At 56.5% G+C, this 11,945-nt stretch carries 12 protein-coding genes; all 12 read left to right on the forward strand.

Annotation, left to right across the window (positions count from 1 at the left end):
* The first annotated feature begins 1 nt into the window (after position 1).
* Complete coding sequence (moaC, locus tag KUV22_RS08415) at positions 2-493, forward strand: cyclic pyranopterin monophosphate synthase MoaC (protein ID WP_222230103.1); 492 nt, start codon at positions 2-4, stop codon at positions 491-493.
* Complete coding sequence (gene moaD / locus KUV22_RS08420) at positions 490-738, forward strand: molybdopterin converting factor subunit 1 (protein WP_222230104.1); 249 nt, start codon at positions 490-492, stop codon at positions 736-738. Before moaC ends, moaD begins: the two co-directional genes overlap by 4 nt.
* A gap of 1 nt (position 739) precedes the next feature.
* Positions 740-1,219 (forward strand): molybdenum cofactor biosynthesis protein MoaE, encoded by a 480-nt coding sequence (locus tag KUV22_RS08425; RefSeq protein ID WP_222230105.1) that lies wholly within the window; start codon positions 740-742, stop codon positions 1,217-1,219.
* Between the two features lie 384 nt (positions 1,220-1,603).
* Positions 1,604-2,107 carry a hypothetical protein gene (locus KUV22_RS08430; protein WP_261319273.1) on the forward strand — a complete coding sequence of 168 codons (504 nt, stop codon included), beginning with the start codon at positions 1,604-1,606 and terminating at the stop codon, positions 2,105-2,107.
* A 2-nt stretch (positions 2,108-2,109) separates the two neighbouring features.
* Positions 2,110-4,173, forward strand: a complete 2,064-nt coding sequence (locus KUV22_RS08435; protein ID WP_222230107.1) for a tetratricopeptide repeat protein — start codon at positions 2,110-2,112, stop codon at positions 4,171-4,173.
* On the forward strand, positions 4,166-7,441 hold the full coding sequence (locus KUV22_RS08440) for a tetratricopeptide repeat protein (RefSeq protein WP_222230108.1): 3,276 nt from the start codon (positions 4,166-4,168) through the stop codon (positions 7,439-7,441). Before KUV22_RS08435 ends, KUV22_RS08440 begins: the two co-directional genes overlap by 8 nt.
* Positions 7,441-8,061, forward strand: coding sequence for a tetratricopeptide repeat protein (locus KUV22_RS08445; RefSeq protein WP_222230110.1), 621 nt, complete (start codon positions 7,441-7,443; stop codon positions 8,059-8,061). The genes KUV22_RS08440 and KUV22_RS08445 overlap by 1 nt, the downstream gene beginning before the upstream one ends.
* Positions 8,061-8,360 (forward strand): hypothetical protein, encoded by a 300-nt coding sequence (locus KUV22_RS08450; RefSeq protein ID WP_222230112.1) that lies wholly within the window; start codon positions 8,061-8,063, stop codon positions 8,358-8,360. Before KUV22_RS08445 ends, KUV22_RS08450 begins: the two co-directional genes overlap by 1 nt.
* Positions 8,361-8,454: 94 nt before the next feature.
* A complete protein-coding gene (locus KUV22_RS08455) occupies positions 8,455-9,228 on the forward strand; it encodes a MotA/TolQ/ExbB proton channel family protein (protein ID WP_222230114.1) in 774 nt (257 codons plus the stop codon).
* Entirely contained in the window at positions 9,228-9,827 is a 600-nt protein-coding gene (locus KUV22_RS08460) for an ExbD/TolR family protein (protein ID WP_222230115.1), read from the forward strand. Before KUV22_RS08455 ends, KUV22_RS08460 begins: the two co-directional genes overlap by 1 nt.
* Positions 9,824-10,399 carry an ExbD/TolR family protein gene (locus KUV22_RS08465; protein ID WP_315857521.1) on the forward strand — a complete coding sequence of 192 codons (576 nt, stop codon included), beginning with the start codon at positions 9,824-9,826 and terminating at the stop codon, positions 10,397-10,399. The genes KUV22_RS08460 and KUV22_RS08465 overlap by 4 nt, the downstream gene beginning before the upstream one ends.
* Before the next feature lie 9 nt (positions 10,400-10,408).
* On the forward strand, positions 10,409-11,785 hold the full coding sequence (locus KUV22_RS08470) for an AgmX/PglI C-terminal domain-containing protein (RefSeq protein WP_222230117.1): 1,377 nt from the start codon (positions 10,409-10,411) through the stop codon (positions 11,783-11,785).
* Positions 11,786-11,945: the final 160 nt, after the last annotated feature.

The raw sequence follows: 11,945 nt of genomic DNA on the forward strand, positions 1-11,945 counted from the left end.
CATGACCCTGACACACCTCAACCAGCAAGGCGAAGCCAGCATGGTCGATGTCACCGACAAAGACATCACCGACCGCTCCGCCCGCGCCGTCTCCGCCGTCGCCATGTCCGCAGAAGCCTTCGCGCAACTGCAAGCGGGTAACAACAAAAAGGGCGATGTGCTCGCCACCGCCCGCATCGCCGGCATCCAGGCCGCCAAGAAAACCGCCGACCTGATCCCGCTGTGCCACCCGCTGGCATTAACCAAGGTGAAGGTGGACTTTGAACTGGATGAGGCCAATTCCACCGTGAATATCGCCAGCTTCTGTCGCCTCGCCGGCCGCACCGGCGTGGAAATGGAAGCGCTGACCGCCGCCAGTGTGGCCGCGCTGACTATTTACGATATGTGCAAAGCCGTAGACCCGGCCATGGTGATCGGGCCCACCAAGCTTCAGGAAAAGATCGGTGGCAAGCGCGGGCACTGGACACCGGAAGCCGCGGAGGAAAAGCCGTGATCAACGTACTGTTTTTTGCCAGCCTACGGGAGCAGTTGGGCTGCGAAGGTCTGCGAGCAGAAGCGACAGGTATTACCGATATTGCAGGCCTGCGCACCAGCCTCGCGGCCAAGGGCAGTAAGTGGCAGGCGGCGCTGGCCAGTGATCAGCTGCAGGTGGCGTTGAACCAGAAACTGTCGAGCATGGACGCCGCGGTCAAAGATGGCGATGAGGTTGCCTTCTTCCCGCCGGTGACAGGAGGCTGACGTGCCGCTGGAAATTTCTATTTCCGTTCAGGCTGAAGGGTTTGACCCGGGCGCGGAGTACAACCTGTTACGCAGTGAAAACTATGTGGACGGTGCCACAGCGATGTTTGTGGGTAACGTGCGAGACTTTTCCCCTGCGGAGTCGGGTGAACAGCAATCGGTAGCGGTACTGGAGCTGGAGCACTACCCCGGTATGGCGGAATCCGCCCTGACCGATATCGCCCGGCAGGCAGCGCAGCGCTGGCCGCTGGGGCGCGTGCGAATTGTGCACCGCTATGGCCCGCTCGCTGCCGGCGACGAGATTGTGTTTGTGGGCGCGACCTCGGCCCACCGTCAGGCTGCACTGGATGCCTGCGCATTTATTATGGACTTCCTGAAAAGCCGAGCCCCCTTCTGGAAGAAGGAGTTCGCCAAAGGCTCGGAGGAAGGCGACTGGGTGCAGGCGCGCAACAGTGACGAAGAAGCATTGAAGAAATGGTGAACTGCTCGATCGGGTTTGTGAGTGCTTGCAAACCCCGCGGGTGTCATTTATTAATGCTTTAACAGGCTTGAGCCACAAAAATATGACCCGGTTCCGCGCTTAGCGGCGAAATTGTGACCTGGTGCGCAAGAATGCTTCGCTTGAGGCTCGTGATACCTGTCACAAAATCGAGCTTCTTTCTCTTGTCCTTTGAATTTTAAGAAAAAATTCTTATCGCACTCTCTGCGCGAGTTTTGAAACGCCTCACATCTCCCACCCACTTGCTTGCAATACAATCCCCCGCCTAAGAATGCGTATTCGACCTTCGTTGGAAAAGTGACGGGCGAGTCCGCAGCTAATAAAAAAGGTTGGGTTTGAGGTAAAAGGGATATGTGCAGAGTTCTGATGGCGACCGTTTTGCTGATGCTGGCGGTGGTGACCAATGCCCAGGGGGCCAACCAGGTAAGCCGCGAAGAGATCCGCGGGCTCGACGAGCAGATTCAGGATGTAAAGAAAGATGTGATCAGTCTTACGTCCGAGCTCAATCGCCTGGAAGAGAAGCTGCTGTTCCCGTCCAACACTCAGGTCGCCCTGTTTGTTTCCCTTCCCAACAGCTCAGAATTCAGTCTTGAATCTGTCGAGGTGAAGCTCGATAACCAGGTGGTCGCTCACCACCTATATACCTACCGCGAAATCGAAGCCCTGCAGTTGGGTGGGGTACAGCGTATCCATACCGCCAATGTGCAGACCGGCCCGCACCCGCTGGAAGTGACTTACTTCGGCAAGTCCAAGTCCGGCAAAGAGTACCGTGCGACAGCAAGTTACAGTGTGGAAAAAGCGGTGGGTCCCAAGTTTGTTGAGATCCAGATTGCCGGCAACCAGTCCGCCATCAACTTCAAGGACTGGTAAGCATGATCACCCGTCTGGCCAGCGTGATTGCTGGCGCAGCCTTGACTGCGCTATGCGTCCTGCCTGCGCAGGCAAAAGCGCCCGCGGATCCGTCTGCCCTGCACACGGACCAGCTGCGTGACCTGTTCTTTGGTGAGGCGCTGTTCCAGGCCCACCAGGATCGGTACTTTGATGCCATTACCGGCCTCGATACCGAGCTCGACCAGTTCCGTCTGCTGGACGATCCCGAATTAGATCCATTCAGCCTGCACTTTGGGCAGGCCGCATTCGCTGTTGGCGATCTCGAATTGTCCTATCGCATGCACCGGGAAGCCGGCCGTGCCATGGAGCAGGTGCTCAAGGGCGATGTGCCCCAGCCGATCAAAAATGAAGCGGCCTACCGCCTCGCGAAAATCCATTACCACAAGCAGCAGTTTGCCAATGCATTGCATGCCCTGGAGTTGATTGAGGGGCGGGTGCCCGAGCGGGTGCGCCCGGAAGAGCAGTTTCTGCGTGCACAGGTGTACATGCAGCTGGGCCGTTTTGAGGAAGCGGTTGCACTGCTGAAAGCGCTAAAGGGTGAAGAGTCTCATTCCGGGTTTGTGGAGTACAACCTGGGCATTGCGTTGCTGAAGGCCGGGGAAACGGAAAAAGGCCTGCTAGAGCTGGACCGCCTTGGCCGTGGTGCCGGCACCGGCGATGCCAAGAGCGCGCTGCAGGATAAAACTAACCTGCTGCTGGGTTTCCAGCTGATGGAGGCCGAGGAATACGAGCGCGCACGTACCTACTTTGATCGTGTGCAGTTGAGCGGGCCGTTTTCGAATCAGGCACTGCTCGCAGCGGGTTGGGTCGAGGCCAATGCGGGCCGCTATGATCGCGCGCTGGTGCCCTGGCAGTTGCTAACCCAGCGCAAGCCGACAAATTCGGCGGTGCAGGAAGCGATGCTTGCGGTGCCCTACAGTTACGGCAAACTTGAGGTGCACAGTACCGCTGCGGTGAATTACGGTCAGGCACTGGACCTGTTTGGTTCTCAGGTGGATGTGTTGACCCAGTCCATCAACAGTATTCGCGAAGGCAAACTGCTCGAAGCGCTGCGCCGCAAGGAAGCCCGTCAGGTGAAGAACTGGGTGGTGGAGCTGCGCAAGCTGCCCGATGCCCCAGAGACCCACTACCTTCTCGATTTGATGGCCTCCAATGACTATCAAGAGTTTCTGCGCAATTATCAGGATCTGAATGACCTGCTGGAGCGCAATGAAGACTGGTTGCAGAGCCTGGATGCGTTTGAGGAAATCATCGCGCTGCGTCGCAGCTATTACGAGCCCATTCTGCCTGCGCTGGATGTGCAGTTCCGCCAGATTGACGCGCGCATAAAGATGCGTCTCGAGCAGCGTCAGCGCCTCGCTGCGCGTATCGATAACCTGCTGGTGAATCGTCGCCCTGAACTGTTGGCGAAAAGCGATGAAACAGAATCCCGCCTGATACTCGAGCAGATTCGCGAGATCCTCGACTATAACCCCTCTCTGAAAAGTGAAGAAACAGAGGCGCGGATCGCGCGCCTCGAAGGTGTGCTCAAGTTCCACCTGTCCCGCGAGTTCGATCACCGCCTGACTGAAGCTTTCAAGCGTTTGCAGGAGCTGGATGTGGTGATTGCCACCTTGCAGGAAACCTATCAGCGCTACGTGCGCAGTCGCCAGGCAGCCACCCACAGTTACGAAGGCTATACGGATCAGATCGTCAGCTTGCGCGCGGGCTTGAATCGCGCACAACGACGTATTGATCAGTTGATGGCACGTCAGGGTCGAATGCTGGAGCAACTGGCGATTAACGAATTGGATCAGCGTCGTGCGCAGCTCGAGAGCTACCAGATCAAGGCCCGCTTCGCGCTGGCCGATAGCTATGACCGTGCCAATGAGTTGCAGGAGCAGCGCGCAGACGCGCGCAAAGTGGAGGCGTATCAGCAGCAGTTTGAACAAACCAAGCCTGCGGCCAACGACGCCGACGGCGAGGCTTTGCCTGTGGATAACCCACCGGAACTCGAGGCTCCGCAATCGCAGGGTGAAAAGGTAGAAGGAGCCGGCGATGAATAATTCCGGCGTGTTGAAGAAAGCCATGGCGTCGCATTATCGAAGCCTGGGTTTGGTCACTGCCGCTTCAGCGGCGCTGCTATTGAGTGCCTGTGCCAGTAACAGTGGCAAGACCATTGGTAGCCTGCAGAGCGTCGATATTGAAATTCGTGAAACCCATATTGATGGGAGTCTTGAAAAGGCCCTGGCGAGCTATCAGAAATACCTGCAGGAAACACCGGAAACCGCGCTGACGCCCGAGGCGATTCGCCGAATCGCGGACCTGAAAATCAAACAGGCACATCGCGCGGAAGCGGGCATTTTACCGAACAGCAACGAGACTCGCATCCTGTCCGAGGGCGAAGTGGCCGCGGCCAACCAGCATGCGAATACAAAAGTGGCGACTGCCAGTGCAGATCTGGATGCGCCTGAACTCGCGGGCGTTTCTGCAGCCGCTGCGAGCTCAGAAGTGGCGCTTGCTGGTGTTGCCCGCGGAAGCGATGAGGCGCAGTCCGACTTCGAGGCGCGAGCCAGTGGTTCCGTCGATTTGACCGGCCTCGCAAGCGATACCGAAGTATCGGTGCCGGGTGATGATCCCGATGCACTGCTCGCTGCGAATGCCCGCGAAGCCATCGCGCTGTATCAAAAATTGCTGGTGCAATACCCGCTCTACGAGCGCAATGACCAAGTGATGTACCAGCTGTCTCGCGCTTATGAGGAAACTGGCGAAATTGAGGAGGCTGTGACGGTACTGCGTCAGTTGGTGGCCAAGTATCCGGCATCGCGCCACCTGGATGAGTCCTATTTCCGTCTTGGTGAATATTACTTCACGCGTAAAAAGTATCTCGACGCAGAGGAATCTTACGGTCGCGTTGTGGCCATGGGTGAGGTTTCCAGTTTTTACGAACTTGCCATGTACAAACGTGGCTGGGCGCTATTCAAACAAGATATGTACGAAATGGCGCTCGACGATTTTGTTGGCATGCTCGATTACAAGGTGGCGGAAGGCTACGATTTTGAGCAGAAGGCCAACGAAACCGAACGCAAGCATATCGAAGATACCTTCCGTGTTATCAGCCTGAGCTTCTCGTATTTGGGCGGTGCGGAGTCGATCGTTGACTATTTTTCCCGTAAAGGCGCACGGGACTATGAGTCCTACGTATACAGCCACCTTGGCGAGTACTACCTGGACAAGCGCCGCTACCAGGACGCTGCCAAGTCCTACGATACTTTTGTGGAGCGCAATCCGTTGCACAAGGTCGCGCCTGATTTCTCTATTCGTGTGATCGAAATTTACCAGAAGGGTGGCTTCCCTCGTCTGGTACTGGAAGCGAAGAAAGACTTTGCCAACACCTACGCGCTGGACGCGCAGTACTGGACGGTGTTCGATATTGCAGAATACGCAGAGGTCATAGAATTCCAGCAGACCAACCTGATTGACCTGGCGAGCCACTATCATGCGGCTTACCAGAATGTGAAGCCGAAGGACAAAGAGTTCGCCAAGAAGCGCGGCGAAAATTATGCCGAGGCGATTCACTGGTACCGACGTTACCTCACGTCCTTCGCGGATAAGCCGAAGGCGCCGGAAATCAATTACCAGCTCGCCGGCTTGATGCTGGAAAACAAGGATTTCCTCAATGCTGCCCGCGAGTATGAGCGCACCGCGTATCACTACCCGAATCATGCCGTTAATGAGAATGCCAGTGAGGCGGGTTACGCCGCGGTGTTTGCTTACCGTGAGCACCTCAAGAACGGGCTGGCCAACGCTGGTCGCGCAGATAAGGTTGCGCTGCAGCGAGAAATCATTCGTTCGTCTCTGACGTTCTCCGAGACTTTCCCGCAGCACGCCAAGGCTCCACAAATTTTGCTCGGTGCTGTGGATGATTTGTACAAGCTAAAAAGTTTCCCGGAGGCTATTCAAAACGGTCGCCTGTTGCTGGAAAAATTCCCAGCGGCCGATCAGGCAATCAAGCGCTCTGCCTGGTTGCTGGTTGCCCACGCTTCCTTCGATACCGAGCTGTACGCAGATGCCGAAGCGGGTTATCGCGAAGCGCTTAGCCTGACCGCTGTGGATGCGAAAGATCGACAAGATCTTATCGAAAACCTGGCCGGGGCCATTTACCAACAGGGTGATCAGGCGCGCAAAGCGGAGCAGCACCTCGCGGCTGCGGAGCATTTCCTGCGTATTCGCCAGGCCGCACCGACGGCTTCCATCCTTGCCACCGCCGAGTACGATGCGGCGGCATCCCTGATTCAATTGCAGGACTGGGGACGCGCGGCCAGCGTACTGCAGGCTTTCCGTAGCAACCATCCGCAGCACGAGCTGCAGAAAGAAGTTACCAAAAAGCTTGCGGTGGTTTACCAGGAAAGTGGTCAGCTGCTGCTTGCCGGTGCGGAGTTTGAGCGTATTGAACGCGAATCTGACGATGAGGACGTGCGTCGCGAGGCCCTCACGCAGGCCGCGAGCTTGTATAGCGCCGCGAAGAATTTCGATAAAGCGCTGGCGGTTCTCAACCGCTACGTGAAGCTGTTCCCGCACCCAATGGAGCCAGCCCTGGAGACTCGCCAGAAGATTGCCGATATCTACTTGAACAGCGGCAATCAGCAGGCGTACCTCAACACTCTGGGTGACATAGTGCGCATCGAGCTGCGCGGTGGTAACGAGCGCAACGACCGCACGCGTTATCTGGGTGGCAGCGCAGCCTTGAAACTGGCGGAACCCAAGTTTGATGCCTTCGCGCAAATTGCGCTGGTCGCGCCACTGGAGCGTAACCTGAATGCCAAGCGCGAACGCATGCAAGCGGCAACCAAAGCGTTTAGTGACCTCATTGATTACCAGGTGGCTGATGTTACCGCCGCGGCCACCTTCTACCTCGGGGAAATCTACCTGCATTTCAGCCAGGCGCTGAAAGATTCAGAGCGGCCAACCAACCTCAGTGCGCTTGAGCTTGAGGAATATGAGTTGGCGTTGGAGGAGCAGATTTATCCCTTTGAGGAGCGAGCGATCTCGGTACACGAGAAAAATATCGACCTGATGGCTGCGGGCATTTACAACAACTGGGTGGCAAAAAGTATTGGTCAGCTCGCGGGTCTGGTGCCTGCCAGGTACGAACGCCAGGAAGATGCCGGCAATATTGTGATGACCATAGTCCCGCTACCTGAAACAGTCCCGGTACCGGAAACAGAAAATTCGACGACCGAAGTGATAACCGGCGCAGTAGTCTCGCAAGAACCTGTCACAGAAAGCGACGCGGTTATCGCGGATAATTCGACCCAGGAGGATCAGGGCTGATGCGTACTGTGTTGTCATTGTCATTGTCATTGCCGCGGGTCGCGCGACTGGGAAAATTGGGTCTGGTCCTGGTGTTGCTGCAACTGCTTGCCGCGTGTGCCAGCGGCCCGCAGACCGCCCGAGGTCCGGTAAATCCATTGGATGTAAAGGTTTCTGGTAGTGTCAATCGGGACTTCACGGCGGCAGTGGAGTATCTGCAGGGTGAACGTTATCCCGAAGCGATTGCCCTGCTGCAAACCGTGGTCGAACGAGAGCAGAGGCTTTCCGCACCCTACGTCAACCTCGGTATTGCCTACTACCGCACAGGCGATGAGAAGCATGCGGAAGAGTCTTTTCTGGAAGCTCTGCGCGCGGCACCGCTGGATCCTGTGGCCAGTAATGAACTTGGCGTTCTTTACCGGCGTCAGGGGCGCTTTGAAGAAGCCCGCGCGACTTATTCCAAGTCACTGCAGTTGCATCCGGACAACCTGCCGCTGATCAAGAACCTGGGTATTCTGTGTGACCTTTACCTGCAGGAGCCCAACTGTGCTCTGGCCCAGTTCGAGCGATATCTTCAATATCAGCCAGATGACGCCAAGGTCGCCATCTGGGTAACCGACCTCAAGCGGAGAGTGAACTGATGAACAGTGTTTTGCGTCCACTTGCGGTAATTTTCTTGTTGATGAGTAGCCTCACTGCGGTCGCGCAGGAAGAAGGCGAAGGTAAAGTCGACAAAGAAGTGAAAGAGCTTTCCGGTATTTCCATTATTGGTAACAAGGAAGCGCCAAAATCGCTCTACATCGTGCCGTGGAAGAGTTCGGAAGTCGGTGTGGAAAATGGACTCAACTCCAGCTTGCTGGACCCGAGCCTGCAGCCGTTGGACAAAGAGGTCTTTTCGCGAGAACTCGAGTTCTACCAGCTCAGCCTCACGGACGATTGATCACCCTGTTAACTAAAACACGACCCTAAGGGTCAAAACGAAGGCAAGGCGGAAGCAACCGCGGGCCCGAGAAAGAAAACCAAGAGGAAAAGTGATGGATTTCTTTAATAGCGTAATCGCGTTTTTTCAGACTGGTGGTGCATTCATGTACCCCATTCTGGTGGTATTCGCGCTCGGCGCCGCGGTAGCGATCGAACGCTATATTCGCCTGGTGTATGAGCGTCGCACCAACCGCAATGCCTGGGAAAAGCTTCAGCCGGTGTTGAAGTCCGGTGATTTTGATCGTGCGCGCAATCTGGTGAAGGAAGATAACACCGGTGTGGGTCGCCTGCTTGCCATGGGACTGGAGCGTCAGGGTGCGGTCCGTCGTCGCGAAGACATCGAAATCGCGATGGAAGAGAGCATCATGGAAACCATTCCGCAGCTGGAAAAGCGCACGCCTTATGTCGCGCTTGGTTCTAACATCGCCACGCTGCTCGGCCTCCTCGGTACCATCATGGGTCTGATTGAAGCCTTTACCGCGGTTGCTAACGCCAACCCGGCGGAGAAGGCCGACCTGCTGTCTGCCAGTATTTCCGTAGCGATGAACACCACCGCCTTCGGCCTGATGGTGGGTATTGCCCTGCTGATCGTACACGCGCTGCTGAACTCTCTGACCGGGCAGATCGTCGACAGCCTGGAAATGGTTTCGGTAAAAGCACTGAACATTATGTCTTCGAGCACTCGTCGCCGCAGCGATGTACCAAAGGAAGAAAAGGCTGAGAGCGCTGACAAGCCGCAGAATCGCGACGTCGAACAGACCCGCGCAGCCCAAAAGAAAACGACCGTAGCGAAACCTGAAGAAACATCCAACGCGGAATCAGTGTAATGAGAAGCAGGCGTCACAGCAGAGCCAAAGAGGCTCCGGAGCTGGACATCACCGCCTTTCTGAACCTGATGGTGGTGCTGGTGCCATTCCTGCTGGTATCCGCTGTATTTTCTCGGGTGACCATCCTCGAGCTGAATATGCCCAGTGGTGCCGGTGGTGCGACTGATGATCCGGGCGTAACCCTCGAAGTGGTGGTGCGCAAGGATGTGCTGGAACTGAGCGATGGCGACAAGGTTATTGCGCGCTTCCCCAATCTGAATCAGGGCGAAGCCGCAAGCGATACAGTGGCGGCCGAGGGCGAAGTGGAAATTCCGCTGGATGAGTTTGGTTTGCCAATCGTACTGCCCACAGAGGAAGTGTATGACCTGGCCAAGCTGCGCGAGTACCTGCTGCGGATTAAAGAGAGCTACCCGGACAAGACCGATTCCACATTATTGATGGAGCCGGAAGTGGCCTACGAGCACTTGGTAGGTGTGATGGATGTCGTGCGCAGCGCGGAGGTGATGCCTACGCCGGAAGAGGGCGGTGAGCCTGATCCCGATGCCAAGCCAGAAGTAATGGAACTCTTTCCCGATATTTCCCTGGGAGACGCGCCGTGAAACGTGAAAGTAGACGCATGAAGCGCATGGCGCGCAGCCGCAAGCGCAAGACACCGGGTATGAATCTGACGTCCCTGATGGATGTGTTCACGATTCTGGTGTTCTTCCTGCTGACCAATAGCGCGAGTGACGAAGCCATCGAGGCGCCCAAGGTCATTACCTTGCCGGACTCGGTTGTAGAGTCCAAGCCGCGGGAGACGGTCACCCTGATGGTCACCCACGATGAGGTGTTGATCGAGGCCAAGCCGGTGATGACCACCGCGGACCTGTTCCAGAGTGAAGAGCTGGTGATCGAGGCGATTCAGCAGGCCATGATCCAGGAAGTAGGCAAGGCTACGACCATGGCGGAGTCAGAGCTGGAAGAGGCCAAATTGGCGCTTGCCGAGCGTGCAGCGGCGGGTGAGGACGTAACGGAAGAGGCGGCAGCCTTGCTGGCGGAACCGCCGGAAGTGAATATCCTCGCGGATCGCACCGTACCGTTCAGCATTCTGAAAAAGGTCATGTCCAGCTGTACTAATGCCGGATACACGCGGATTTCCCTCGCGGTTATTCAAAAAGCATCTCAGAGTTAGTGAGCGTTTGTGAATAAATTTCATCAACAAAAACAGGCACTGACCGTCAGGCAGGAAGAGGTCCGTCAGCATCTGGCTGCACTCGAAGAAGAGTGTGGGCAAGTTGATGGCAAGCTCGAAGCCTTGCATCAGGATGAAGCCAAGCATCAGCTGCTGGATGAGATTTCCGATCGTCTCAACAAGCTGGAAGAGGCGGGCGCGGGTGATCTGTTTTGGGCGGAGCACTACAAGCAGGACGCGTCCAAGGCGTTGATACACCGCCTGCAGAAAACGGTTGGCATCTATCACGCCAATATTAATCTGCTGCACGAGCGCAAGAGCAAACTGCAGGAGCAGGTGGAAGATTGCCGGGACGAACTGTTCGACCTGGATGCGGAATTCCGTGAGATCCGCCAGGCAGAAGAAGAGGTGCACTACCAGTACGAGGTCACTCGTGAGCTGGAAGACTCCGCCTTCCGAGACGGCGTTATGCCGTGGAGTACCAACGGTGATGACGAGCGCCGTTTCCGCAGAAGTGTGTTGGCCTGTCTGTTGTTGGCCTTCTTCCTCGGGTTCGGCGTGCACATGTGGCAGCTGCCGGAGCCGGATGAAGATGAGGTTGTCGAGGTGCCAGAGCGTCTGGCCAAACTGGTATTGGAGAAGAAAAAGCCCAAACCGAAGCCGCAGCCGGTGGTGAAAAAGCCGGAAGAGAAAGTCAGGGATCTGGAGAAGCCCAAGCAGCAGGTGGCGAAGGAAGAGCCGAAGCCGTCTAATGTTGAGCGGAAGCAGGTGCGTAAGAAGGTTGAGCGCGCAGGTGTGTTGGCTTTCAAGGACAACTTCCAGGATCTTATTCAGGACGATCTCGACAATCGCCTGGGTAACCAGACGCAGCTCAGCACCGCGGGCAAGAAGGAAAACCGCAGTCAGCGCTCGCTGATTACCGCTGCGGCGACGTCCGGGTCTGATGGTATCAACACGTCAGCACTCAGCCGTAATTCTGGCGGTGTAGGTTCTGCGCTGGATGGGGTGAGCTTCTCGCGGGTGTCCAGTGGTATTGGCACCGAGGGTGATTTTGCCGGCGAAGACCGTCCGCTCAGCGATGGTGTGGGGCCATCCCGTACCGACGAAGAGATCCAGATCGTGTTCGACCGCTACAAGTCGGCCCTGTACCGGATCTACAACCGCGAGCTGCGTAACAACCCGGCGCTGCAGGGCAAAATGGTACTGCGTATTACCATTCTGCCGGATGGCTCCGTGTCACTGGCGGCGGTGGAGACCAGTGATATGGACTCTCCGGCGCTCGACAGCAAGATCGTGGCTCGGGTGAAGCGGTTTAACTTTGGTGAGAAGGCCGGCGTGCCGACCATCACCATCCTGTACCCGATCGACTTCCTGCCCGCAGCCTAGCGGTCGGGTTAAAAAATAACCACCCAGGTCTCCCCTGGGTGGTTCTGTCATTTCTTAAGAAGTTACCTGAGCTTTACTTGAGAACTATTTGGCAAACGTAGAAAAAGTTCTCCTCTGGCTACCGCAATTTTGACTTGCTTCACGCCCTCCTTTTCAGCAT

Source organism: Microbulbifer agarilyticus (assembly GCF_019800665.1).
Classification (GTDB): Bacteria; Pseudomonadota; Gammaproteobacteria; order Pseudomonadales; family Cellvibrionaceae; genus Microbulbifer; species Microbulbifer agarilyticus_C.